Here is a 25,068-nt window from a genome sequence, read left to right as displayed (position 1 = left end):
CGGATGTGATCGGATGGGAGGCAGCGAATCCGGTTCGATCGCCCGCAGTCGCCTGCATACGCCGAAAGGAACAACCGTGGCCACCACGCGCACCGCACACACCGTCTGGGAAGGCAGTCTCCTGGAGGGCAACGGTGTCATCACCTTCGACTCCTCCGGTATCGGCCAGCAGCCGGTCACCTGGGCCTCGCGCTCGCAGGAGGCGAACGGCAAGACCAGCCCCGAGGAGCTGATCGCGGCCGCCCACTCCAGCTGCTTCTCCATGGCCCTCTCGCACGCCCTGGCCGGCGCCGGTACCCCGCCCACCAAGCTGGTGACCAGCGCCGACGTCGGCTTCCAGCCGGGCGAGGGCATCACCGGGATCCACCTGACCGTCGAGGGCACGGTTCCCGGCCTGGACCAGGAGGGCTTCGTCGCCGCCGCGGAGGAGGCCAAGAAGAACTGCCCGGTCAGCCAGGCCCTGGCCGGCACCACCATCACCCTGGACGCCAAGCTCGCCTGACCGCCGTCCCCCTTCGGACGCCGCGCCCCGTCATCGGGGCGCGGCTTCGTTGTTCACCGGGTACCCGGCATTGACAACGGCCCGCTCAGGTTTTGATCTGGAGTCGGGGAAGTGCCCGGGCGGAAGGGGACGGACATGGCACGTGCGGTCGGGATCGATCTCGGTACGACGAACTCGGTGGTGGCCGTCCTGGAGGGCGGTGAGCCCACCGTCGTCGCCAACGCCGAGGGGGCGCGCACCACCCCGTCGGTGGTGGCCTTCGCTAAGAACGGCGAGGTGCTGGTCGGCGAGGTCGCCAAGCGGCAGGCGGTGACCAACGTGGACCGCACGGCCCGCTCGGTGAAACGGCACATGGGCGACCCGGACTGGCGGTTCCCGGAGAGCGGGTCCGTCGGCGGCGCCCGGCTGCGGGCCCAGGAACTGTCGGCGCGGGTGCTGCAGAAACTCAAGCGGGACACCGAGGCCTACCTCGGCGAGGACGTCACCGACGCGGTGATCACCGTCCCCGCCTACTTCGACGACGCGCAGCGGCAGGCCACCAAGGAGGCCGGGGAGATCGCCGGTCTGAAGGTGCTGCGGATCATCAACGAGCCGACCGCCGCGGCCCTCGCCTACGGCCTGGACCGGGGCGAGGAGCAGACCGTGCTCGTCTTCGACCTCGGCGGCGGCACCTTCGACGTCTCCCTCCTGGAGATCGGCGACGGCGTGATCGAGGTCAAGGCGACCAACGGCGACACGCGTCTGGGCGGCGACGACTGGGACCAGCGGGTCGTCGAGCACCTCGTCACACGCTTCAAGGGGCAGTACGGCGTCGATCTCGGCAACGACAGGATGGCGCTGCAACGGCTGCGCGAGGGTGCCGAGAAGGCCAAGATCGAGCTGTCCTCGTCGACGGAGACGTCGGTCAACCTGCCGTACATCACCGCGTCCGCCGAGGGGCCGCTGCACCTGGAGGAGAAGCTGACGCGGGCTCAGTTCCAGGAGCTGACGGCGGACTTGCTGGACCGTTGCAAGAAGCCCTTCCACCAGGCCGTCAAGGACGCGGGCGTGCGGCTGTCCGCGATCGACCACGTCATCCTGGTCGGCGGCTCGACCCGGATGCCGGCCGTCACCGACCTGGTGAAGGAACTCACCGGCAAGGACCCGCACAAGGGCGTCAACCCGGACGAGGTCGTCGCGGTGGGCGCGGCCCTGCAGGCGGGTGTGATCCGCGGCGACGTCAAGGACGTGCTGCTCCTCGACGTCACCCCGCTGTCCCTGGGCATCGAGACCAAGGGCGGCATCATGACCAAGCTGATCGAGCGCAACACCACGATCCCCACCCGGCGTTCGGAGATCTTCACCACCGCCGCCGACAACCAGCCCTCGGTCGGCATCCAGGTCTACCAGGGCGAACGGGAGATCGCCGCGTACAACAAGAAGCTCGGCGTCTTCGACCTCACCGGTCTGCCGCCGGCGCCGCGCGGTGTCCCGCAGATCGAGGTCGCCTTCGACATCGACGCCAACGGGATCATGCACGTCTCGGCGAAGGACCTCGCCACCGGCCGCGAGCAGAAGATGACCGTGACCGGCGGCTCCGCGCTCCCCAAGGACGACATCGACCGCATGATGCGGGAGGCCGAGCAGTACGCCGAGCAGGACCGCGAACGCCGTGAGGCCGCGGAGACCCGCAACCAGGCCGAGCAACTCGTCTATCAGACCGAGAAGTTCGTCCGCGAGAACGAGGAGCGGGTGCCGCCCGAGGTCAGGGCCGACGTGGACGGCGCGGTGGCCGAGCTGAAGGCGCTGCTGGAGCGGAACGCCGACACCGCCGAACTCCGGGCCGGGGTGGAGAAGCTGGCCACGGTGAGCCAGCGGATGGGCCAGGCCATGTACGCGTCAGCCTCCGGCGGTTCGGCCGGGGAACAGCGGGCCCCCGAAGCCGACGAGGAGGGCGTGGTGGACGCGGAGATCGTGGACGACGAGAGGGGTACGGCCGGCTGAGGCGGGTCAGCGGCGGGTTGTTTCCCAGCCTCGGCGGTCCGGCCTGGGGCCCAGTTGTTTGGGGTCTCTTGTTCGGTAGACCACGTACGGGCGGAAGAGGTACGGGAGTGGGGCGCTGAACATGTGGACGAGGCGGGTGTAGGGGACCAGGGCGATGAGGATCATGCCGATGACGGCGTGGATCTGGTAGAGGACCGGGACGTCCGTCATGAGGGCCGTCCGGGGCTGGAGGGTGAAGAGGCTGCGGGCCCAGGGGGCGATGGTCTCGCGGTAGTCGTAGCCGTCGCCGGAGGCGTGGGTGAGTTTCGCGGTCATGCCCAGCACGATGGCGGCGACCAGGACGAGGTACATGATCTTGTCGTTGGTCGTGGTGGCGCGCAGGACGGGGGCGCGGGTGCGGCGGCGGTAGAGGAGGAGGGCCAGGCCCGCCACCGTGAGGGCGCCCGCGAACGTGCCGCCGTAGAGGGAGAACAGGTGGTAGGTGTGTTCGCTGACGCCGGCGGCGGCCGTCCAGGACGGGGGGACGAACAGGCCGACGAGGTGTCCGGCGAGGACGAAGAGGATGCCGTAGTGGAAGGCCGGGGAGGCGATGTTGAGGAGCTTCGACTCGTAGACCTGGGAGGAGCGGGTGGTCCACCCGTACTTGTCGTAGCGGTAGCGCCAGACCAGGCCCGCCACGAGGAGGGCGAAGGCGATGTAGGGCAGGGCGCCCCACAGGAGGGTGGTCATCGGCGCGCTCCGGTGGGGGCCGGCGGCAGCGTCGCGCAGACCGCGTCCAGGACGGACGCGTAGGGCGTGCCGAAGTCCGTGAGCCGGCAGCGGAGCTGCTCCAGGCAGTCGCGGTGCTCGGTGAGCAGGTCGGTGTTGCCGGTGCGGGCCGTGAACTCCAGGACCGCGGGCAGGAAGTCCGGCAGTTCCTCACCGGTGAACTCCATGCCGTACGCCTTGTAGAGGTCCTTGAACCGGACCAGGGACATGCCCCGGCGGCGGGTGTCACCGTCCTGCCACCAGCTGAGGTAGAGGCTGTGCCGGTTCTTGAAGTCGAAGACCTGCACGTAGTGCGCGGCCAGCTCCTGCGGTGGGGTCACCGTCGCGTGGTCGGTGAACTCCCGCAGTTGCGGGGCGGCTTCGCGCAGCAGCGGCAGCCGGGCGACGAAGTCGTCGTCCGGGTACGTGAGACAGAGCGCCGCCGCCTGGTAGAACACCGCGTCCGAGGGCATCAGTCCTCCTTCGCCTCGTCGGGAGTGTCGGAGGTCTGCCGTCTGCGCAGCACGTGGAAGTTCTCCACCGACACCAGAGGGAGCAGTTTCCGGCCCGAGTCCTGGCCGAAGGGTCCGTCGCCGCCCATACCCGGGCCGCCGTCGTAGTCCAGGCTGCACCCGTCGGGCAGCGCGGACTCCTCCAGGCGGCGGGCGTCGCCGACCGCCGCCGTGGGGATGACATAGCGGTCCTCGTACTTGGCGATCGCGAGCAGCCGGTACATCGCCTCGATCTCCTCCGGCGCCATCCCCACGGCGGCGCCGATCGCCGCGTCCGGCTCCTCGCCGAGGTTGAGCGCCCGCATGTGGGAGCGCATCGCGGCCAGCTTCTCCAGGGACGCCCGCACCGGGACGGTGTCACCGGCGGTGAACATCTCCGCGAGGTACTCCAGGGGGATGCGCAGGGTGTCGATCGCGGCGAAGAGGTTCCCGGCGTCCTCGCCGTCGTGGCCGGTCTCCGAGAGCGCCTCCACGACCGGGGACAGCGGCGGGATATACCAGACCATCGGCAGGGTGCGGTACTCCGGATGCAGCGGCAGCGCCACCCGGTACCCGCTGATCAGCCGGTGCACGGGGGAGCGGCGGGCCGCCTCCATCCAGTCGTACGGGATGCCCGCCGCCTCGCAGGACACCTGCACCCCCGGATCCTCCGGGTCGAGGAAGACCCCCAGCTGGGCCTCGTACAGCGCCTTCTCGTCCTTGGTCTCGGCCGCCGCCGTCACCTTGTCGGCGTCGTAGAGGACCACCCCGAGATAGCGCAGCCGGCCCACGCAGGTCTCCGAGCAGACCGTCGGCAGGCCCACCTCCAGGCGCGGGTAGCAGAGCGTGCACTTCTCGGCCTTGCCGGTGGCGTGGTTGAAGTAGACCTTCTTGTACGGGCATCCGGTCACGCACATCCGCCAGCCCCGGCACTGGTCCTGGTCGACCAGGACGATGCCGTCCTCCGCCCGCTTGTACATCGCCCCGGACGGGCAGGACGCCACGCAGGACGGGTTCAGGCAGTGCTCGCAGATCCGGGGAAGGTAGAACATGAAGGTCTGCTCGAACTCGAACTTCACCTTGTCGGCGGCCTGTTGCCGGGTGCGTTCGACCATCGGGTCCAGGTCGCCGTAGGCGGGGGCGCCGGCCAGGTTGTCGTCCCAGTTCGAGGACCACTCGATCTTCATCGGCTTGCCGTCGAGCTGCGAGACCGGGCGGGCCACCGGGTAGTCGTCGCCGAGCGGGGCGTCGGTGAGGTTCTTGTAGTCGTACGTCCAGGGCTCGTAGTAGTCCTTGATCTCCGGCAGCCTGGGGTTGGAGAAGATCCCGGCGAGCTTGTGCAGCCGCCCGCCCGCCTTGAGCTTCAGCGCCCCGCGCCGGTTCAGCTCCCAGCCGCCGCGCCAGGTCTCCTGGTCCTCGTAGCGGCGCGGATAGCCCTGGCCGGGCCGGGTCTCGACGTTGTTGAACCAGACGTACTCCATGCCCCGCCGGTTGGTCCACGCCTGCTTGCAGGTGACCGAACAGGTGTGGCAGCCGATGCACTTGTCGAGGTTCATCACCATCGCGATCTGGGCCATGGGACGCATCAGTACTCGACCTCCTGGCCGCGACGGCGGATCACCGTCACCTCGTCACGCTGGTTGCCCGTGGGGCCCAGGTAGTTGAAGGCCCAGGACAGCTGGGCGTAACCGCCGATCAGGTGGGACGGCTTGAGGATGAGGCGGGTGAGGGTGTTGTGGATGCCGCCGCGCCTGCCGGTGGTCTCCGTCTTCGGGACGGCCACCGTGCGTTCCTGCGCGTGGTGCATGTACACCGTGCCGGCCGGCATCCGGTGCGAGACCACCGCCCGGGCCGTCACCACGCCGTTGCGGTTGACCGCCTCGACCCAGTCGTTGTCCCGCACCCCGATGGCGTCCGCGTCCTGCGGGGACATCCAGATGTTCTGGCCGCCCCGGGAGAGCGCGAGCATGAACAGGTTGTCCTGGTACTCGGAGTGGATCGACCACTTGTTGTGCGGGGTGAGGTAACGGACCGTCACCTCCCGCTGCCCGTCGGGGCCGAGCCGCGGTTCCCCGAAGAGCCGGTGCATGTCGAGCGGCGGCCGGTAGATCGGCAGCGCCTCGCCGAGTTCGTGCATCCAGTCGTGGTCGAGGAAGAAGTGCTGGCGGCCGGTGAGGGTGTGCCAGGGCTTGAGCTGCTCGGTGTTGAGGGTGAACGCCGTGTAGCGCCGGCCGCCGGACTCGCTGCCCGACCACTCCGGCGAGGTGATCACCGGGACCGGGGCCGCCTGGGTGTCGGCGTAGGTGACCCGCTTGCCCTCGTGCTCGGCGGCGAGGTGCGCCATCCGCTGCCCGGTGCGCCGCTCCAGCGTGCGGAAACCCTGGGTGGCGAGCCGGCCGTTGGTGGTGCCGGACAGCGCCAGGATGGCGTCGGCCGCCTTCACCGCCGTGTCGAGGGACGGGCGGCCCTGGTAGCCGACGCCGTTCGACTCCCGCAGCCGCGCCACCTCTTCGTCCGGCTTCAGGGTGATCCCTTTCGCGGGCAGGCCCAGTTGCTCCACCAGCGGCCCCAGCGCCGCGAACTTGGCGCCGATCGCGGTGTAGTCCCGCTCGACCACGGTCAGGTTCGGCATGGTCTCGCCCGGGACCGGATCGCACTGGCCGCGCTTCCAGTCCCGCACCACCCCGCCGGGCTGGGCGATCTCCCCCGGGGTGTCGTGCTGCAGCGGCGTGGCCACCAGGTCCCGGCGCACCCCGAGATGGTCCACGGCCAGCTCGCTCAGCCGCTCCGCGAGCGCCTTGAAGGTGTCGAAGTCGGTTCGCGCCTGCCAGGGCGGGTCCACGGCCGGGGTGAAGGAGTGCACGTAGGGGTGCATGTCCGTCGACGACAGGTCGTGCTTCTCGTACCAGGTGGCGGCGGGCAGCACGACGTCCGACAGCAGGGTCGAGGAGGTCTGCCGGAAGTCCAGGGAGAGAAGGAGATCGAGCTTGCCCTCGGGTGCCTCCTCGCGCCACGTCACGTCCCGGGGGCGCTCGTCCGGGGCCGCCTCCTCGGCGCGCAGCGAGGAGTGCGTGCCCAGCAGGTGCTTGGTGAAGTACTCAGCGCCCTTCGCCGACGAGCCGAGGAGGTTGGCCCGCCAGAGGGTCAGCACGCGCGGCCAGTTCGCCGGCGCGTCCGGGTCCTCGCACGCGAACTTCAGCGTCCCCGCGCGGAGTTCGGCCACCGCCTTGGCCACCGGGTCGCCGAACGCCTCACCCAGTTCCAGGGGGTTGCGGTCGAAGGTCGGGTACGAGGGCATCCAGCCCGTGCGGGCCGACAGCGCGAGGCAGTCGGCGCCGGTCAGGCCGGCGAACCGGCCCTCGCCGAGCGGCGAGGCCAGGACGTCGGCGCCGAAACGGTCGTAGCGCCACTGGTCGGTGTTGAGGAACCAGTAGGCCGTGCCGATCATCTGGCGCGGTGGCCGGGACCAGTCGTTGGCCGAGGCCAGCGAGGCCCAGCCGGTCACCGGGCGGCACTTCTCCTGGCCGACGTAGTGCGCCCAGCCGCCGCCGTTGCGGCCCTGGCAGCCGGTCAGCTGGAGGAGGGACAGGAAGGCGCGGTAGATGGTCTCCGAGTGGAACCAGTGGTTGGTGCCGGCGCCCATCAGGATCATGCAGCGGCCCTTGGAGCGCTCGGCGGTCCGCGCGAACTCCCGTGCGATCTTGACGCACTTGGCGGCCGGGACCGAGGTGTGCCGCTCCTGCCAGGCGGGGGTGCCCGGAGTGCTCGCGTCCTCGTAGTGGGTGGGCCAGCCGCTGCCCGGCAGGCCGTGCCGCCACACCCCGTACTGCGCGAGCAGCAGGTCGTAGACGGTCGTCACCAGGGGGCCGTCCGGCCCGCCCAGCCGGGTCGCGGGCACCCCGCGCCGCAGCACCTCGCCACGCCCCTGGCCGTGCTCGCCGCCCTCCGTGTCGAAGCGCGGCAGCAGCACCTCGACCCCGCTCGCGACCTCACTGCCGTACAGACTCAACTGCGGTTCGATGGGGCCGAGTTCGAGGTTCCAGCGGCCCTCGCCTGTGTTGGTCCAGCGGAAGCCGAGGGAGCCGTTGGGGACGACCGCGCGGCCGGAGGCGGCGTCCAGGACGACCGTCTTCCACTCGGCGCCCTCGCCCGCCTGCCCGAGGTCGGTGGCGCGCAGGAACTTGCCGGGCACGTGGGCGCCGTCCCGTTCGGTCAGGGTCACCAGGAACGGCAGGTCGGTGAACTTCCGTACGTAGTCCGTGAAGAACGGCGTCTCGCGGTCGACGAAGAACTCCTTGAGGACGACGTGGCCCATCGCGAGGGCCAGCGCGCCGTCCGTGCCGGGGTGCGGGTGCAGCCACTCGTCGGCGAACTTGGCGTTGTCCGCGTAGTCGGGGGCGACCACGACCACCTTCTGGCCGCGGTAGCGGGCCTCCGCCATCCAGTGCGCGTCCGGGGTGCGGGTCACCGGGACGTTCGAGCCCCACATCATCAGATAGGCCGCGTCCCACCAGTCGCCGGACTCCGGCACGTCCGTCTGGTCGCCGAAGACCTGCGGGGAGGCCACCGGAAGGTCCGCGTACCAGTCGTAGAAGGAGAGCATCGGGGCGCCGATGAGGGAGTGGTAGCGGGCGCCCGCCGCGTGCGACACCATCGACATCGCGGGGATGGGGGAGAAGCCGGCGATACGGTCCGGGCCGTGGGCCTTGATGGTGTGCACCTGGGCGGCGGCGACGATCTCCACCGCCTCGTCCCAGGTCGCCCGCACCAGGCCGCCCTTGCCGCGCGCCCGCTGGTAACGGCGGCGGCGCTCGGGGTCGTTCTGGATGTCCGCCCAGGCGGCCACGGGATCCCGCAGCCGGCTCTTCGCCTCCCGGTACATCTCAAGGAGCACGCCCCGGACGTACGGGTAGCGCACCCGGGTCGGCGAGTACGTGTACCAGGAGAACGCGGCCCCGCGCGGGCAGCCGCGGGGCTCGTACTCGGGGCGGTCGGGGCCGACCGACGGGTAGTCCGTCTCCTGGGTCTCCCAGGTGATGATCCCGTCCTTGACGTACACCTTCCAGCGACAGGAACCCGTGCAGTTCACCCCGTGGGTGGACCGCACGACCTTGTCGTGGCTCCAGCGGTCCCGGTAGAAGGCGTCCGCCTCCCGGCCGCCGGTCAGGGCCACACTGTGCAGGTCGGGTGCGGGCGTGCCGGGCCGGAAGAACCGGGCGGCGCCCAGCAGCGCCGCGCCCGGCTCCTTGGGCGGTGTCTCGGTGTCGGTCACCTGCGCTCCCTTGCTCACCCTTCGCTTCGACGCTAGGGGCGGGCGCGGGAACGCACCTGTTCAGGGCACCCGGACGGGTCAGACCTTGCGGGCGACCCCGCCGTACACCGGCACGATGCCCTCCTGCTGGAGCGCCACGTCCTGTGGGTCCGGGCGCCAGCCGGAGACCGGGATCACGCCGGGGCCGAGCAGTTCCAGGCCGTCGAAGAAGCGGGAGAACGCGGGCAGCGAACGCGGGTGGAAGGGGGTGCCGCTGCGCCGGAAGTTCTCGGCCGCCTGCGCGATCGCCTCGGGGCTCAGGTCCGGGGTGACCTGGGAGAGGATCAGATGGCTGCCGGGGGCGAGCGCGTCGACGTACCGCTTCAGCAGGCCGTACACGTCGTCGCCGGCCGGGTCGTCGTCGAGGTAGTGGGTCAGCGCCACCAGCGACAGCGCGACCGGCTCCTTGAAGTCCAGCGACTCGGCGGCCCGGGCCAGCAGGGTGTCGACGTCCCGGACGTCGGCGTGCACATACGCGGTGCTGCCCTCGGGCGTGCCCCGCAGCAGGGCCTCGGCGTGCCGCAGCACGATCGGGTCGTTGTCCGCGTAGACCACCTTCGACTCCGCCGCCACGCCCTGCGCCACCTGGTGCAGGTTGGGCTCGGTGGGGATGCCGGTGCCGATGTCCAGGAACTGGCGGGTGCCGGACTCGGCGGCGGTCCGCACGGCCCGCTGCATGAACCGGCGGTTGGCGCGCGCCCCGCGCAGCACCGTGCCGTCCACGGCGAGGATCTTCCGGGCGAGTTCCTCGTCCACCGGGTAGTTGTCCTTGCCGCCCAGCCACCAGTCGTACACCCGTGCCGGATGCGGCCGGCTCGTGTCGATCGAGGTCGGGGCGGGCTCGGGTGCGGTCACAGTCTGTGCTCCTCGGATCAGAGTTTGTCGCGGTACTCGCGCAGCAGGTCCTCGGTCCGCTGGGCCGAGGCGGCCCGGGCCGTCATGTGGTCCAGGACCTCCAGATGGGCCCCGACCTCGTCCCGCGAGTCCAGGTACAGGGCGCCGGTCAGGTACTCGGTGAAGACCATGTCCGGCAGTTCGGGCTCGGCGAACCGGAAGAGGGTGAACGGCGCGTACGTCCCCGGGTGCGGGCCGCTCGCGAACTCGGCTATCTGCAGGGTGATCCGGTCGCGTTCGACGTAGGAGAGCAGCTTGTCCACCTGCTCGCGCATCACGCCGCAGTCGATGCTGACCGGGCGCCGCAGCACCGTCTCGTCCATGATCACCCACAGGTGGGGCGGATCGTCCTGCTCCAGCAGCCGCTGCCGGGTCATGCGCAGCGCCACATGCCGCTCGACGGCCGTCGGGTCGGCGTGCCCGATCGTCCCGGCCTCCATCACGGCCCGCGCGTACGCCTCGGTCTGCAACAGGCCGGGGAAGAAGTGCGGTTCGTACGACCGCACCACCCGGGCCGCGCCCTCCAGGCTCACATACAGGCTGAACCAGTCCGGCAGCACATCGTGGAACCGCTGCCACCAGCCCGGCTGGTTGGCCTCCTCGGCCAGCCGCACGAACGCGCCCTGCTCCTCCTCGGCCACCCCGTACGTCTCCAGCAGCACCTGTACGTACGGGATCTTCAGCGAGACCTCGGCCATCTCCATGCGCCGGACGGTCGCCTGGGCCACCCGCAGTACCCGGGCCGCCTCGTCCCGGCCCAGACCCGCCGCCTCGCGCAGCTCCTGGAGCCGCTTGCCGAGCACGACCTGACCCACCGTGGGCGCAGCACGCCGCTCACTCACGCCACGCCTCCCCTACGTGCACAAGTACGCGTGCAGTCTGACACGCGATGCCGCCGTCGCACACGTTGTCGAGGCAGACTCCTGTGTCTACGCGCGGAGCACCCTTTGCGTCAACCCACCAGCGCGTGCAGGTACTTGGCCGTCGCCGGGTCCGCCGGCAGGAACGTCTCGATGGCCAGCTCGGCGACCGTCACGTCCATCGGTGTGTTGAACGTCGAGATCGACGACACGAACGACAGCACCCGCCCCTCGTGCTCGATCCGCAGCGGCAGCGCGAACCAGGCGACGGGTTCGGCGGGTCGCCCGTCGCCCTCGCCGCCCCCGTCGCCCTCGCCGTCCTCCGGCCCCGGCGGCGCCGGATAGGCGGCGACCTCCTCGTACAACTCCCGCAGCGCGGCGGAGCGGTGCAGCGCGATCTGCCGTTCCATCTGCTCCAGCAGATGCCCGCGCCACGCGCGCAGGTTCCGGATCCGCGGCGCCAGGCCGTCCGGGTGCAGGGTCAGCCGCATCGCGTTCGGCGCGGGCGCGAGCAGCGACTCCGGTACGCCCTCCAGGAGCAGCGCGATGCCCCGGTTGGCGGCGACCACCGTGTACGTGGCGTCCACGACCAGCGCCGGATACGGCTCGTAGCCCCGGATCAGCCGCTCCATACCGTCCCGCAGCGCGGCCAGCGCCGGGTCGTCCAGCGGGGTCTCCGGGTAGTGCGGGGCGTAACCGGCCGCCAGCAGCAGCGCGTTGCGCTCCCGGACCGGGACGTCCAGGTGTTCGGCCAGCCGCAGCACCATCTCCTCGCTCGGCCGGGAACGGCCCGTCTCGACGAAGCTGATGTGCCGGGCCGAGGAGTCGGCACGCAGTGCCAGCTCCAGCTGGCTCACCCGCCGCCGCTCCCGCCACGCGCGCAGCAGCGGGCCGACGCCTTTGCCGTCGGGGGCGGTCGGGGAGGAGGCGGCGGGACCGGACGCGGCGGTGGTCATGGACGCGACGGTAGTCGAGGTGCGGTGTCTTCGGCGACGCGCTGGTGACGGCGTGCGCAGGACGCCCGGAGGGCCCGTCCATGGCAGGCTGGCCCCGTATACGCCCCCGCCGGACCAGGGAAGGAAGCCGCACCATGGCCGTCGCACCGCTGTCGCAGCAGGAGATCGAGGACCGGCTGACGGAGCTGCCGGGGTGGTCGCTGGACGGCGACCGGCTCGCCCGCGCCTACCGCCTCGACTCGCACTTCGCCGCCACCGCGCTCGTCGTGCACATCGCCCGCATCCAGGACGAACTCGACCACCACTCCGACCTCACCCTCGGCTACCACACCGTCACCCTCACCGTGAACACCCACAGCGTCGGCGGCGCCGTCACCCCGCTGGACTTCGAACTCGCCCGCAGGGTGGAGGACATCGCCCCAGGTCACGGCGCACACTGAGCCGTGTGCTCGACTACGACAAGGAAGCCGAGGCCTACGACGCGTCGCGCGGCGGCGAGGCCCGCGCCGAGGCAGCCGCCGAAGCCGTCCTCGGCCTGATCCCCGGCGGCCCCACTGACCGTGGCGGCCCGGCAGGCCCTGGCGGCCCCACCGGCCCAGGGGGCCCTGGCAGCTTCGCGGGCCCAGGGAGCCCTGGTAGCTCCGCAGGCCCAGGTGGCCCCTGCAGCTCTGCGGGCCCTGGTAGCTCCGCAAGCCCAGGGAGCTCTGGTAGCTCTGTGGGCCCTGGCACCTTCGCGGGCTCCGGCGGCTCCGTAAGCCCCGTAGGCTCCGGCGGCTTCGCAGGCTCCGCGGGCCTTGGCGGCTCCGCGGGCCCAGGGAGCCCTGGCAGCTCTGCGAGCTCCGGCGGCTCCGCAAGCCCCGCAGGCTCCGGGAGTCTTGGCAACTCTGCGGGCCCAGGGGACCCTGGCAGCTCCGCAGGGCCTGGCACCTTCGCAGGCCCAGGAAGCCCCGGCGGCTCCGCAAGTCCACGGAGCCCCGACGGCGTCGCAAGCCCCGCAGACTCTGGCAGTTCCGCAAGCTCCGGGAGCCTTGGCAGCTTCGCAGGCTCAGGGAGCCCCGGCGGCTCCGCAAGCCCAGGGAGTCCCGGCAGCCCCGCAGGCCCCGGTAGCCTTGGCACCCCCGCAAGCCCAGCGAGTCCTGGCAGCCCCGTAGGCTCCGCTGGCCCCGATCGTCGCGGCCGTCTCCTCGATCTCGCCTGCGGCACTGGCATCGTCACCCGTCGCCTCGCCGCGGCACGCCCTGCTCTCCAGGTCGTCGGAGCGGACCGGGCACCCGCGATGGCGCGGCGGGCGGCGGCACGGCTGCCGGGTGCGATCGCGTTGGCGGACGGCCGTCAACTTCCCTTTGCCGACGGCACGTTCGACGCGGTGACCACCGTCTGGCTGCTCCACCTCATAGCGGACGCCGGCGAGGTCCGGGCGGTCGTCTCGGAGTGCGCGCGGGTGCTGCGCCCCGGCGGGGTGTATGTCACGACCGTGGACAAGGCGGCCGCACACGACGTCGGGAGCGACATCGACGCGGTCCTCGCGCCGCGCCCGCGCCGCCCGGTCAGTGACGCGGCCGACGCCGTGACGGCACACGCGGCCGCCCACGGCCTGCTCCCCGCCGGGCAGGCCGTCTTCACCGGTCGCGGCCAGGGCCGCAGCCCCCGCTCCACCATCGCCGACCTGCGGCGCGGCTGGTTCACGGTGCTGCGGCCCGGCGACCCCCGCGTCGAGGAGTTCGCCGCGCGGCTGGCGGCCCTGCCCGACCAGGACCGCCGCCGCCCCGACCCCCGCTTCGCCGTCCGGGCGTTCAGGAAACCGGCGGCCGGCTGAAGTCCATCGTCCAGTTGGTCACCCAGGTCTCCCCGCCGTCCACCGAGAACGCCTGCTCCCAGCGCGCGCCGGTGGGGGAGACCCCCGACCACACGAACCGCACCCTGACGTCCTTGCCGTCGTGCGTGTCGTCGCCGTAGAACTCCCCCCGGTCGCCCTCGAACCGCCCGACGACCGGCGGGAACAGCTTGCCGCTCCGGTTCGCCGCCCAGTTCAGCGACCACTCCCGGGTCTCCCGGTCGAAGAGCCGCAGGGTGGCGCCCTGCGCGCCCAGGGCCGGCATGTCGATCTCGTCGATGTTCGCGGCACCGTCGAACAGCGGCCGGCAGTGGCAGACGGCGGGGAACTCCGTCCAGTCGCCGTCCGGGGCCAGGAAGTCGGTCCGGCGGCGGTTGCGCACCTCCCAGTCGCCGTGCAGGAAGTCGAAGTCGTGCGGGCTGCTCATCGGTGGTCTCCTGTGGTTCCCTCGGGCAGTGAGTCGGCCAAGTAGGCGTCCAGGTCCGGGACTTGGGGCGCGAGCAGATGCCGTACCCAGGCGTCCCGTTCGTGCTGGATCGGCGGCAGCTCCCAGACGCAGCCGATCCACGGCAGGTCGGGCCTGATGAAGTGGGTCGGGTCCGTGTCCGGGCAGCCGAGCACCGGCTGGCCCGCCGAAGCGCCCTTGAAGTGCAGCACGTTGTCCCAGACCCAGCTGTAGGCGTTGAGGTAGGCGCCGGTGTCCCCGCCCCGGTGCAGGACCACGAAGGTCGCGGGCGGGGTGCCGTCCGGCTCCGGCAGCAGCTCGGGCAGGATCGCGTAGGCGGCCTCCGCCACCTCGGGCGCGATGCCCGCGGGGTCGGAGGTGACGTGGTAGCGCTTGACGCGCCGGCCGGCCACCTCGATCGGGGGCGGCACGGTCAGCAGCTTTTCCGTGAAGCTCATGGACCGGACGCTAGGCCCGCTCCACTGACATCTTCTGTCAGTGGAAACCGGCATCCTGGGGCGATGAAGTCCAGCCGGCTCGTCTCGATCCTCCTCCTGCTCCAGACCCGGGGCCGGATGACCGCCGCCCAGCTCGCCGAGGAGCTGGAGGTGTCCGTTCGCACGGTCTACCGGGATGTCGAGGCGCTGGGCGCGGCCGGCGTCCCGCTGTACGGCGACGCGGGCCACGCGGGCGGCTACCGCCTCCTCGACGGCTGGCGCACCCGCCTCACCGGCCTCACCACGGGGGAGGCCGAGGCCCTCTTCCTGGCCGGCGCCCCCGGCCCCGCCGCCGACCTCGGGCTCGGCCCGGTCCTTGCCGCCGCCCAGCTCAAGGTCCGCGCCGCCCTGCCGCCGGAGCTGCGCGCCCACGCCGACCGGATCAGCGGCCGCTTCCACCTCGACGCCCCCGGCTGGTACGCGGACGGCGAGGAGGCGCCGTACCTCCCGGCGGTCGCCGACGCGGTGTGGAACAGCCGTGTCCTGCACGTCCGTTACCGCCGCTGGGCCGAACCGACCGACGTGGACCGCCGCCTGGAACCGTACGGACTCGTCCTGAAGGCCGGCCGCTGGTACGTCGTCGCGGGCCCCGGCCCGCGCACCTTCCGCGTCGACCAGATCCTCGAACTCACCTCCCCGGGCGAGGAGTTCACCCGCCCTGACGACTTCGACCTGGCCGCGTACTGGGCGGCCTACCAACGCGACTTCCAGGACCGGCTGTTCAGCGCCGAGGCCCTGGTCCGGCTGGCGCCAGGGGTGACCCTGCCGCGAGCGACACCGGTCGGGGCGGCCGACGCCTGGACACTCGCCCGGGTCCCCGTCGAGTCGGCCGACCGCGCCGTAGCCGAATTCCTCCGCCTGGGCACGGACATCGAGGTCCTGGCCCCGCCCGAGCTGCGCGAACACATCGCCCGGACGGTCGCCGAACTGGCCGAAAGATACGGCAACGCCGAGCCGGACGGCGGCCACTGAGAGGGGAATCCGTCCGCCCCGCCCGGGAGGTACCCCCGTGCAGCACCCGCATCGCAGACGCCGTTCCGCCGCGCTGTCGGCACTGACCGCCGCGGCCGCCCTGATCGCCGCCGGCCTGACCGCCCTCACCACGACGACCCCCGCCGAAGCGGCCACCGCCCGCCAGGTCGAAGCCCTGGACCGGGGCGTGGTCAGCGTCCACACCGACGCCGGCAACCTGGTCAGCTGGCGCTGGCTGGGCACCGACCCCGACGACGTCTCCTTCAACGTCTACCGCGCCGGCACCAAGGTCAACTCGACCCCGGTCACGGGCTCCACGAACTACTTCCACTCCGGCGCCCCGGCCCAGGCCGACTACACCGTCCGCGCGATCGTGAACGGCGTCGAACAGGCCGACTCGGTCCACGCGATCCAGTTCCGCACCGGCTACAAGGACGTCCCGATCACCCCGCCCGCCGGCGGCACCACCCCCGACGGCGTCTCCTACTCCTACGAGGCCAACGACGCCTCCGTCGGCGACCTCGACGGCGACGGCCAGCTGGACTTCGTCCTCAAGTGGCAGCCCACCAACGCCAAGGACAACTCCCAGTCCGGCTACACCGGCGACACCATCCTCGACGGCATCAAACTCGACGGCACCCGCCTGTGGCGCGTCGACCTGGGCCGGAACATCCGCTCCGGCGCCCACTACACCCAGTTCCAGGTCTACGACTACGACGGCGACGGCAAGGCCGAGGTCGCCATGAAGACGGCGGACGGCACGGTCGACGGCACCGGCGCCGTGATCGGCAGCGCCTCGGCCGACTACCGCAACTCCAGCGGCTACATCCTCTCCGGCCCCGAGTACCTGACCATGTTCAACGGCCAGACCGGCAGGGCGATGGGCACCGTCGACTACGTCCCCGCACGCGGCACGGTCTCCTCCTGGGGCGACTCCTACGGCAACCGCGTCGACCGCTTCCTCGCCGGCACCGCCTACCTGGACGGCGCCCGCCCCTCCCTGATCATGGCGCGCGGCTACTACACCCGCACGGTCATCGCCGCCTGGGACTGGCGGAACGGCGCCTTCACCCGCCGCTGGACCTTCGACACCAACTCCTCCACCAACACCGGCAAGGGCTACGACGGCCAGGGCAACCACCAGCTCGCCGTCGCGGACGTCGACGGCGACGGCAAGGACGAGATCGTGTACGGCTCGATGGCCGTCGACGACAACGGCTACGGCCTGTGGACCACCAAGAACGGCCACGGCGACGCCCTGCACGTCGGCGACCTCGACCCCGCCCGCCCCGGCCTGGAGGAGTTCAAGGTCGACGAGGACAGCTCCAAGCCGTCCTCCTGGATGGCCGACGCCAGGACCGGCGAGATCCTCTGGTCCACCGACCCCAACGGCGACAACGGCCGCGGTGTCTCCGGCGACATCTGGGCGGGCAGCGCGGGCGCCGAGTCCTGGTCCTCCCACGCCGACGGCGTCCGCAACCCGCAGGGCACCATCGTCGCCACCCGCAAGCCCTCCAGCACCAACTTCCTCTCCTGGTGGGACGGCGACCCGGTCCGCGAACTCCTCGACGACACCCACATCGACAAGTACGGCACCTCCGCCGACACCCGTCTGCTGACCGGCTCGGGTGTCCACTCCAACAACAGCACCAAGGCGACCCCGTCCCTCTCCGGCGACATCCTCGGCGACTGGCGCGAGGAGGTCGTCTGGCCCACGACCGACAACACCGCCCTCCGCATCTACTCCACCCCCTACGAGACCACCACCAAAATCACCACCCTCCTCCACGACACCCAGTACCGCACCGCCCTGGCCTGGCAGAACACGGCCTACAACCAGCCCCCGCACCCGAGCTTCTTCATCGGCGACGGGATGACGACGGCACCTCGGCCGTCGGTGTACACACCCTGAAACGAAAGAGGGCGCGTGCCCGGTGCGGCACGCGCCCTCGGTTGTCAGGCGGCCGTGCAGGTCTGGTCGCCCAGCTTGAATGCGGTGGGTTGGGTGTTGGTGCCGGTCCAGGTGCCGGTGAAGCCGAAGGACACCGAGGAGCCGGCGGCCACCGTGCCGTTCCAGCTGACGTTCTTGGCGGTCACGGCCGCGCCGGACTGGGTCCAGTCGGCGTTCCAGAGCTGCCCGACGGTCTGGCCGTTCGGGAAGGACCAGCCGAGGGACCAGCCTGTCCAGGAGGTGGCGCCGGTGTTGGTGAGCCGGACGTCCGCCTGGAAGCCGCCCGTCCACTGGTTGGTGATGGTGTAGGCGACCGTGCAGGCGCCGGTCGGGGTCGGGTCCGTGCCTCCGCCGCCGCCTCCGCCTCCGCCGGTGTCCGAGGTGTCGCCGTAGATCACGCCACGGCCGTTCGTAGAGACGTACACCCGCCCGTACACCCGTGGGTCACCGGTGATGGCCGCGCCCGTCCAGCCCCACTGGTGGGCGTCGTCGTTGACGCGGGTCCAGGTGGAACCCTGGTCCGTGGAGCGGAAGATGCCCCGGACACCGCCGATCTCGGCGCTGGTGTACAGGGTTTGGTACGAGGCTCCCGGCGCCGCCTTGCCGAAGCCGATCGTGTCGGCCTGGTCGACATTCGCGAGCTTGGTGAAGGTCGTGCCGCCGTTCGTCGAGTGCCAGAGGCCGTAGGCGCCGCCCGTCGCACCGCCCGCCAGCCATACGTCGCCCTTCGTCCCCGGCAGCGCCTTGAACCGCACGCTGTCCCCGCTCGGCAATCCGGTCGCGGCGGACGCCGTGAAGGTCGCGCCGCCGTCCGAACTGACATAGAACGTGCCTGACTTGAAGCCGTAGAAGGTCTTGGGGTCCACGCGGTCGGACTCCACGACCGCGCCCGCCGGGATGCCGCTCGACGCCGACCAGGACGAGCCGAAGCCCGTGGTGTACTGCACGCCGGCGCCCGCCGGGCTCCACACGAACCGGCTTCCGTCGGCGCCCGCGGCGACCGTGCCGCCACCGCTCACCCCCGAAGGATCCGTCCCCGCGAACCAGTTGGCCCCGTTGTCCGTCGAGAACGCGATGTGCGGCCCGGAGTCCAGATTGCCCACCCGGACCACCGTGTTCGGGTTCGACTCCGCGAAGTCCAGGCTCGTGGTCGTCGTGAACGTCGGGGACGTGTACATCATCGACGGGACCTTGGTGAGGTCCGTGTGCCGGAAGCCGCCGATGTCACCCAGGGCGCTGAAGAGCTGGGCCCCGCCGGACGGGGGAGCGGCCAGGTCGTTCACCGAGGTCTCCTCCAGCCCCCGCACCATGGGCTTCACCGTGAACTGGCCGCCGCTGTCCCACTTCGTGAGGTCCTCGGTGCCGTACAGCGTCGCCCCCGTCCCGTACATCATCCGGTCCGAGTTGAACGGGTCGATCTCCAGCGACTCCGTCATCCACCCCAGTTTCGGAGTCTGTTCGGGCGGCGACGGGTTCGCGCCGAAGGTCAGCCAGGGGGAGGACGAGACGTCGATCGTGTAGCGGTTCGAGCGGTTCGGGTACGACGTGTAGTCCCAGGCCTTCGTCCAGGTCGCCCCGCTGTCCGTGGAGCGGAAGAGCTGGGTGTCCGGCCACCAGGAGCTGTAGGCCGTCGCCATCACCGTCCCGGGATGCTGCCGGTCCACCGTCAGGCCGCTGAACCCGTAGTAGGTGTCGGCCTCCGTGACCGGGCTGATGTTCGTCCAGGCGCCGGTCGCCGTCGCGTACCGCCAGAGCTGGCCCTTGCCGCCGTCGTACGGGCCGCCCTTGTCGCTGTAGGCGAGGTAGAGGTAGCCGTTCTTCGCGTCCAGGACGCCCTTGTGGGCGAGGTACCCGGTGGGCTGGCCGGCCAGCCGGGTCCAGGTCGTGCCCGCGTCCGTCGAGCGGTACACCGCGTTGTCCTTGTCGGCGACCCCGACGTAGATCGTCTTCGTCGCCGTGCCCGCCGTGCCCGTCGACTCGTCGAAGGTGACCCACACGATGCCCTGGTTGTCCGAGGCGTAGCCGGTGGTGTCGGTCGAATCCTGCACGTAGTTACCGACGTTGGGGAAGTTCGTGACCTGCGACCAGGTCACCCCCGAGTCCGTCGACCGCCACAGCCCCTTGCCGCTCGGCGCGCCCAGGTACAGCACGCTGTCCTTGTTCGGGTCGATCGCCAGCCGCTCGCCCATGCCCCGGCCCGGCATGTTGCCGCCCAGCTTGAAGGGCAGATCGGTCTTCTGCCAGCTGGCGCCCCGGTCGGCGGAGCGCAGCACCGCGCCGTTCGTCGGGTCCCAGCTGTTGGTGTACGTCCCGACGGCCGCGTACACCTTGTCCGGGGCGACCGCGTCGGAGGCCAGGCTCACCACACCCGTGTGCCCCCACTCGTCCCAGCCGACCGAGTCCAGCAGCGGCGTCCAGGTCTTCGTCGACTCCGACCAGCGGTAGGCCCCGCCGATGTCGGTGCGGGCGTAGGCCAGGTTCTTCTCGGTGCGGTTGAAGACGATCCCGGGGACGAATCCACCGCCGTCGATCCGGGCGTTGTTCCAGGTGTAGGTGTCGGCGGCGAGCGCCGCCCGAGGGGCGGCGGCGAGCGCGGGCGGGGTGCCCGCGAGCAGACCGGCCGCGAGAGCCAGCACGGCCGTGAGAATGCGGGTTCTTCGCACGGGGTTCCTTTCCGGAGGGGCAAGCGCTTTCTGCCGGGTGTGAGAGATGCCGGGCGACCCCCTGTGCGGGCGGGGATCGCCCGGCGGTCGGCCCCACCGTCAGGTGGCGGGACCACGCACGCGGAACTCTTTCGGACGGCTCCTCGGGAGAGACGGTGCCCACAGCGCCCCGTCAGGGGCGCGGGACTGCGTTTGATATGCGGCTACCGCCGCGCGGGCGCGACCAGCCACAACGGACCCGCAGCCAAACCACGGCCCCACCCGCGGAGCGCCCGGCGGGGGCTATTCGAGAAGCTCCGCGTACGACCCCATGGCCAGGGCGATGTCCGCCTGGGCCCAGAACCGGTGATACGTGAAGACGGGCGCGGCCCCGCCCGCCAGATAGCTCTGGATCTTCGACCAGGCAGGGTCGTTCTTGTAGAAGGACCGCAGCGAGGCGAACGTCGACGACGAGTTGACCGCGTCCCCGTTCGGCATGGTCCCGCTCCACCCGCTCGGGACGTACACGGCGTCCCCGAACCGGTTGTAGTCGGCCCGCGTCTCCGGCACCGCGATCCCCAGGCTGTCCTGGTAGTGACCCCACATGCCGTCGAGCAGCGCCTTGGCCGTCGACTTCGCCGTCGCGTCACCGGACTTGGCGGCGTAGTACGTCAACGTCTTGGCGTACGCGGCCGCCACGCCCACGTCGTTCGTGTAGTCGGCGACGGTGACATGAAGTCCGCTGTTGGAGCCGGGACTCGACGCGTTCCAGGTGTCGGGCTGCCCCGACCACTGGAGCGTCGACGGGATGAGATACGTGCCGTCGGGGTTGATCGTGGTCTTGGACAGCGCCCACGCCACCCACTTGTCGAGGATCGCCTTGGCCGTCGCGTTCCCGGTCTGCTGGTAGTACTCGGCGACCCGCTCCATCGACCAGGCCTGGAAGCCGAACCACTGGTTGGACGGCGGGTCGTGGTACACCGGCTCCCAGTCGTAGTACATGCCGTAGAACGTCGACGTACCGGACGGCGGGCTCGCGTACCGCCCCTGCCAGCTGTTGGTCGCGCCACCGGCGATCGCACCCTCGGACGACTGCAGCCAGCGGTAGAACTCCAGCTGCCGGGTCAGGGACGTGCCCCAATCGGTCGCCCCGGTGGCCGACTTGGGCTTCAGGTCGGCGTACGAGCTGAGCGCGTACGCGGCGAGCGGGTTCTGATAGCCGCCGTGCACATGGCTCGACCCGATCCGCCAGGCCCAGCCCGCGCTGGTGTCGGTCGCCCCGCCCCACGCGTAGTACCAGGACAGCAGATAGTCCGAGGCGTCCTTGCCGGTGCCGGCCGCGCAGGTCGTCGGGCCCACACAGTTGCCGATCTTCTTGAAGTACTTGTCGTACATGGCGTAGCGCAGATAGTCGCCCATCTTCGCCGCCTTGCCGACGGTGGCGGAGACGTCGCCGCCCTTGCCCTGCTCCTTCGCCCACACGTCCGCCCAGTACGCGGCCTGCACCGCACGCGCGTCGGCGTCCGGGGCGTCCGTGTACTTCCACTGCTTGGCGTAGGACGAGTCGCCCGTGAACAGGTCCAGGTAGCCGTTGGTGCCGCCGTACTTGAAGGCGTCGCAGGTCGGCTGCGGAACCGTCTCCCACACCGACTCCTGCGCACCGCGCTGGAAGGTGTTGATGTACGACGGCCCGTCGGCCGTCGGCCCCGCCTCGCAGCCGCCGCCCGGCGTGTCACCGTAGCCGTACACGTTGTCGACGTCCTGCAGCCAGTGCATGCCGTAGACGTCGTCCGTGCCGTACGCGGACTTCAGCTCGGCGGCGATCGGGTCCGAGCCCACCGACACCGAGGTGTCCAGCTTCGCCGGGTACTCGTTCGGGGTGTCCAACTCGGGGGCGTAGGTGGCCGGTTTGGACGCGTTGTAGAAGGAGTTGGTCGGCTGGTCGGCGTGGGTCGGGATCATGTACTTCTCCATGAGGGCCCACGCGCCGTTGAACTTGGACCAGTCACCGGTGACCTTGCCGTACATGGCCTGCAGCCAGAGAAGGTAGCTGTAGGCCTCGGAGGTGGTCTCGTGGCCCTGGTCGGGGGCCTCGACGATCAGCGTCTCGACCGAGTGGTAGGGGATGCCCTCGGGGGAGAAGTAGCCGTTCGCCGGGTTGGTGATCTTCCCGTAGAGATCCAGGAAGCGTGCGTCGTACGCCTTCGACGCGGCCAGTTCCGTCACGGTGACCGTCGCGCCGGTGTAGCCGGTCGCGGACGCCGTGAAGGTCGCGGTGCCGGTGCCGGAGGAGTCCGCCGCGATGGTCACGTTCTGCGCGGTGCTCCAGTTGGACGGCGTGAACGTCAGCGACGAACCGGCGCTCACCGATAGGCCGGTGTTGCCGCTCGCGCGGGCCACGGACACCGTCACACTGGCGCTCGGCTGCTTCGACAGGCTCACCCCGAAGGTGCCCGTCGCACCCTGCTGGATGCCCAGCTGGGTCGGCGAGGCCACCAGCGCGGGACCCGAGGCGACCGTGATGCCCACCGGTGTCGAGGACGCGGACGCGCCGAGGCTGTCGTACGCCTTCGCCACCAGAGAATGACTGCCCACGGTCAAACTGGAGACCGAGAGCGAGTACGGCGACGACGTGTCGGTCCCCAGCAGGGTGGTGTCGTCGTAGAACTCCATCTTGCTGATCGTCGCGCCGTCGGCCGCCGCCGCGGTCGCCGCCAGCGGCACCGCGTCGCCCTGGGTGTACACCGCGCCCGCGGCCGGGCTGGTCAGCACGGTGACCGGGGGCTGGTGCGCGCCGGCGCAGGTGGTGCCGTTGACCGCGAAGCTCGTCGGGGCCGCGTTGCTTCCGGTGTACGAGAACTGCGCGCCCGTCGACACGGCGGCGCCCGCCGCGATCGTGCCGTTGTACGACGCGTTCTGCACCGTGATCGAGGTGCCGGACTGGGACCAGGTGCCGTTCCAGCCGTTCGACAGCTTCTGGTTGCCCGTGTACGCGTACGTCAGCGTCCAGCCGCTGATCGCGTCCGTACCGCGGTTGGTGATCGTGAGGTCGGCGGTGAAGCCGGTGCCCCAGTCGTTGGTCTTGTAGTCGACGCTGCACTGGACCGTCGCCGCCTGGGCGGGAGTCGTTCCGGTGGCGAGCATCGACAGCGGCAGGGCGAGGGCGGCGACGACCGCCGTCCACAACCGGCGCACGGCTCTGCGCCGTCGCCCGGTACCTCCGGGATGTGCGGGATGCATGTGCTGGTTCCTCCTTGCGCCTGCGGCTCGGGGGAGAAGTCAAGGCTTGAACCAGTGGGAGCGCTCCCATAGTGGAGACGTGGCATGGTGCGGTCAAGGCAGTTGAAGAGTCGAAAAGATTCGACGGAGCCCCCTGGAGAAAAGTCAAGCAACTCCCCTGTTCTTTGCAGTCGCTTGGCGCTACCTTCCTTCGCACCAGTGGGAGCGATTCCGTTCAGTCGACGCGTCCGTCACGACGCGCCCGAGCTGCAAGGAGTCGCTCATGCGACACCCCCCGCGTTCAGTTCTTTTAGCCGTCACCGGTGCGGTCGCCCTCGTCGGGTCCGCGCTGGTACCGGTGGTGTCGGCGTCCGGTGCGACGCCGGCGTGCACGGTGCAGTACACGGTCACCAGCCAGTGGGACACCGGCTTCCAGGGCTCCGTGACCATCACCAACAACATGGCCGCCATGACCAGTTGGAGCCTGGGCTTCGACTTCGCGAACGGCCAGAAGGTCACCCAGGGCTGGAGCGCCAAGTGGTCCCAGTCCGGTACGACGGTCACCGCGGCGAACGAGAGCTGGAACGGCTCCCTCGCCACCGGCGCGAGCGTCAGCGCCGGGTTCCTCGGCTCCTGGTCGGGGAGCAACGCCGTACCGACGGCCTTCAGGCTCAACGGCACGACCTGCAACGTGGACACGGAGCCGACTCCGACTCCGACGCCCACCGAGCCGCCCGCCACCGGGTCGGCCCCGGCCCTGCACGTCTCCGGCGCCAAGCTGGTGGACGCCGAGGGCACCGCCCACCGGCTGCTCGGCGTGAACCGCTCCGGCGGCGAGTTCATGTGCGTGCAGGGCTACGGGATCTGGGACGGCCCGGTCGACGACGCGGCGATCAAGGCGATCGCCGACTGGAAGGCCAATGCCGTCCGCATCCCGCTCAACGAGGAGTGCTGGCTCGGCCTGTCCAACGTCAAGTCCGAGTACGGCGGCGCCAATTACATCAACGCCGTCAAGGACCTGGTGGCCCGCGTCGAGTCGTTCGGCATGACACCGATCCTGGAACTCCACTGGTCCTACGGCCAGTACACCGGCAACTCGGCCGGCTGCTCCGACGTGCACGCCACCTGCCAGAAGCCGATGCCGGACGCCCAGTACACCCCGTCGTTCTGGTCCTCGGTGGCCGGTACCTTCAAGGACGACCCGGCGGCCGTGTTCGACCTGTTCAACGAGCCGTACCCGGACCGGGCGACCTCGACGACCACCCAGGCCTGGGAGTGCTGGCGCGACGGCGGCACCTGCTCCGGGATCGGCTACCAGGTCGCCGGCATGCAGGACCTGGTGGACGGCATCCGGGGCGCCGGCGCGAAGAACGTCATCATGATCGGCGGGCTCGCGTACTCCAACGACCTCAGCCAGTGGCTGACGTACAGGCCCACCGACCCGGCCGGCAATCTCGTCGCCGCGTACCACGTCTACAACTTCAACACCTGCGCCAGTGAGAGCTGCTGGAACTCCACCCTGGCCCCGGTCGCGGCCCAAGTGCCGCTGGTCGCCGGGGAGATCGGCGAGAACACCTGCTCGCACGCCTTCGTGGACCAGGTCATGAAGTGGTTCGACGACCGCGGTCTCTCCTACCTGGGCTGGACCTGGAACACCTGGGACTGCTCCTCCGGCCCCTCCCTGATCTCCGACTACAGCGGTACGCCCACGGCGTACGGCGCCGGACTGCGCGACCACCTGCGGGCGATCAACCCGTAGGCACG

At 70.8% G+C, this 25,068-nt stretch carries 17 protein-coding genes and 1 pseudogene; 7 read left to right on the top strand and 11 right to left on the bottom strand.

Going from position 1 to position 25,068, the window contains the following annotated elements:
- Window positions 1-76 precede the first annotated feature (76 nt).
- Window positions 77-502: an OsmC family protein gene (locus ACGFZS_RS22465; protein ID WP_355719228.1), complete on the top strand. Its 426-nt coding sequence runs from the start codon at window positions 77-79 to the stop codon at window positions 500-502.
- 135 nt (window positions 503-637) lie between these two features.
- Window positions 638-2,485: a molecular chaperone DnaK gene (gene dnaK, locus ACGFZS_RS22460; RefSeq protein ID WP_393796642.1), complete on the top strand. Its 1,848-nt coding sequence runs from the start codon at window positions 638-640 to the stop codon at window positions 2,483-2,485.
- Between the two features lie 6 nt (window positions 2,486-2,491).
- Here the strand turns inward: dnaK and narI are convergent, their stop codons facing one another.
- The 7 genes from narI to ACGFZS_RS22425 all read right to left on the bottom strand — a co-directional run bounded on the left by narI (window position 2,492) and on the right by ACGFZS_RS22425 (window position 11,744).
- Entirely contained in the window at window positions 2,492-3,214 is a 723-nt protein-coding gene (gene narI, locus ACGFZS_RS22455) for a respiratory nitrate reductase subunit gamma (protein ID WP_393796641.1), read from the bottom strand.
- Window positions 3,211-3,705: a nitrate reductase molybdenum cofactor assembly chaperone gene (gene narJ / locus ACGFZS_RS22450; RefSeq protein WP_355719220.1), complete on the bottom strand. Its 495-nt coding sequence runs from the start codon at window positions 3,703-3,705 to the stop codon at window positions 3,211-3,213. The genes narI and narJ overlap by 4 nt, the downstream gene beginning before the upstream one ends.
- Entirely contained in the window at window positions 3,705-5,309 is a 1,605-nt protein-coding gene (narH, locus tag ACGFZS_RS22445; protein WP_393796640.1) for a nitrate reductase subunit beta, read from the bottom strand. The genes narJ and narH overlap by 1 nt, the downstream gene beginning before the upstream one ends.
- A complete protein-coding gene (locus tag ACGFZS_RS22440; protein ID WP_393796639.1) occupies window positions 5,309-8,995 on the bottom strand; it encodes a nitrate reductase subunit alpha in 3,687 nt (1,228 codons plus the stop codon). Before ACGFZS_RS22440 ends, narH begins: the two co-directional genes overlap by 1 nt.
- Window positions 8,996-9,073: 78 nt before the next feature.
- Window positions 9,074-9,889, bottom strand: a complete 816-nt coding sequence (locus ACGFZS_RS22435; RefSeq protein ID WP_393796638.1) for an SAM-dependent methyltransferase — start codon at window positions 9,887-9,889, stop codon at window positions 9,074-9,076.
- 17 nt (window positions 9,890-9,906) lie between these two features.
- Entirely contained in the window at window positions 9,907-10,770 is an 864-nt protein-coding gene (locus ACGFZS_RS22430; protein WP_393796637.1) for a helix-turn-helix domain-containing protein, read from the bottom strand.
- Between the two features lie 110 nt (window positions 10,771-10,880).
- Window positions 10,881-11,744, bottom strand: a complete 864-nt coding sequence (locus ACGFZS_RS22425; protein ID WP_365684890.1) for a helix-turn-helix transcriptional regulator — start codon at window positions 11,742-11,744, stop codon at window positions 10,881-10,883.
- A 134-nt stretch (window positions 11,745-11,878) separates the two neighbouring features.
- Here ACGFZS_RS22425 and ACGFZS_RS22420 point away from each other — a divergent pair, with 134 nt between their 5' ends.
- Window positions 11,879-12,184 carry a 4a-hydroxytetrahydrobiopterin dehydratase gene (locus ACGFZS_RS22420; protein ID WP_365684892.1) on the top strand — a complete coding sequence of 102 codons (306 nt, stop codon included), beginning with the start codon at window positions 11,879-11,881 and terminating at the stop codon, window positions 12,182-12,184.
- 728 nt (window positions 12,185-12,912) lie between these two features.
- Window positions 12,913-13,560, top strand: a pseudogene (locus ACGFZS_RS22415) (class I SAM-dependent methyltransferase); the annotation flags it as partial.
- Here the strand turns inward: ACGFZS_RS22415 and ACGFZS_RS22410 are convergent.
- A complete protein-coding gene (locus tag ACGFZS_RS22410; RefSeq protein ID WP_393796636.1) occupies window positions 13,538-14,005 on the bottom strand; it encodes a hypothetical protein in 468 nt (155 codons plus the stop codon). The pseudogene ACGFZS_RS22415 and the gene ACGFZS_RS22410 sit on opposite strands and share 23 nt — an antisense overlap.
- Window positions 14,002-14,481, bottom strand: a complete 480-nt coding sequence (locus ACGFZS_RS22405; RefSeq protein WP_393796635.1) for a hypothetical protein — start codon at window positions 14,479-14,481, stop codon at window positions 14,002-14,004. Before ACGFZS_RS22405 ends, ACGFZS_RS22410 begins: the two co-directional genes overlap by 4 nt.
- A 63-nt stretch (window positions 14,482-14,544) precedes the next feature.
- Between ACGFZS_RS22405 and ACGFZS_RS22400 the strand changes: the two genes are divergently transcribed.
- Entirely contained in the window at window positions 14,545-15,492 is a 948-nt protein-coding gene (locus tag ACGFZS_RS22400; protein WP_393796634.1) for a helix-turn-helix transcriptional regulator, read from the top strand.
- 37 nt (window positions 15,493-15,529) lie between these two features.
- Entirely contained in the window at window positions 15,530-17,404 is a 1,875-nt protein-coding gene (locus ACGFZS_RS22395) for a rhamnogalacturonan lyase (RefSeq protein ID WP_393796633.1), read from the top strand.
- Between the two features lie 44 nt (window positions 17,405-17,448).
- Here the strand turns inward: ACGFZS_RS22395 and ACGFZS_RS22390 are convergent, their stop codons facing one another.
- Together ACGFZS_RS22390 and ACGFZS_RS22385 are read right to left on the bottom strand one after the other, a co-directional pair.
- Window positions 17,449-20,106, bottom strand: coding sequence for a cellulose binding domain-containing protein (locus ACGFZS_RS22390; RefSeq protein WP_393796632.1), 2,658 nt, complete (start codon window positions 20,104-20,106; stop codon window positions 17,449-17,451).
- 282 nt (window positions 20,107-20,388) lie between these two features.
- A complete protein-coding gene (locus ACGFZS_RS22385; protein ID WP_393796631.1) occupies window positions 20,389-23,325 on the bottom strand; it encodes a glycoside hydrolase family 48 protein in 2,937 nt (978 codons plus the stop codon).
- Between the two features lie 262 nt (window positions 23,326-23,587).
- Here ACGFZS_RS22385 and ACGFZS_RS22380 point away from each other — a divergent pair, with 262 nt between their 5' ends.
- Window positions 23,588-25,063 (top strand): cellulose binding domain-containing protein, encoded by a 1,476-nt coding sequence (locus ACGFZS_RS22380; RefSeq protein WP_393796630.1) that lies wholly within the window; start codon window positions 23,588-23,590, stop codon window positions 25,061-25,063.
- Window positions 25,064-25,068 lie beyond the last annotated feature (5 nt).

It is taken from the genome of Streptomyces sp. NPDC048288, from assembly GCF_043201555.1.
Taxonomy (GTDB): Bacteria; Actinomycetota; Actinomycetes; order Streptomycetales; family Streptomycetaceae; genus Streptomyces.
This window is presented reverse-complemented; position numbering and strand designations above follow the sequence as displayed.

Excerpts from the sequence above, each read along its gene's own strand:
- dnaK (WP_393796642.1), top strand. The coding sequence starts at position 638 with ATGGCACGTGCGGTCGGGATCGATCTCGGTACGACGAACTCGGTGGTG.
- ACGFZS_RS22380 (WP_393796630.1), top strand. The coding sequence starts at position 23,588 with ATGCGACACCCCCCGCGTTCAGTTCTTTTAGCCGTCACCGGTGCGGTC.
- ACGFZS_RS22410 (WP_393796636.1), bottom strand. The coding sequence starts at position 14,005 with ATGAGCAGCCCGCACGACTTCGACTTCCTGCACGGCGACTGGGAGGTG.
- ACGFZS_RS22385 (WP_393796631.1), bottom strand. The coding sequence starts at position 23,325 with ATGCATCCCGCACATCCCGGAGGTACCGGGCGACGGCGCAGAGCCGTG.
- ACGFZS_RS22400 (WP_393796634.1), top strand. The coding sequence starts at position 14,545 with ATGAAGTCCAGCCGGCTCGTCTCGATCCTCCTCCTGCTCCAGACCCGG.
- narI (WP_393796641.1), bottom strand. The coding sequence starts at position 3,214 with ATGACCACCCTCCTGTGGGGCGCCCTGCCCTACATCGCCTTCGCCCTC.
- ACGFZS_RS22405 (WP_393796635.1), bottom strand. The coding sequence starts at position 14,481 with ATGAGCTTCACGGAAAAGCTGCTGACCGTGCCGCCCCCGATCGAGGTG.
- ACGFZS_RS22420 (WP_365684892.1), top strand. The coding sequence starts at position 11,879 with ATGGCCGTCGCACCGCTGTCGCAGCAGGAGATCGAGGACCGGCTGACG.
- narH (WP_393796640.1), bottom strand. The coding sequence starts at position 5,309 with ATGCGTCCCATGGCCCAGATCGCGATGGTGATGAACCTCGACAAGTGC.
- ACGFZS_RS22425 (WP_365684890.1), bottom strand. The coding sequence starts at position 11,744 with ATGACCACCGCCGCGTCCGGTCCCGCCGCCTCCTCCCCGACCGCCCCC.
- narJ (WP_355719220.1), bottom strand. The coding sequence starts at position 3,705 with ATGCCCTCGGACGCGGTGTTCTACCAGGCGGCGGCGCTCTGTCTCACG.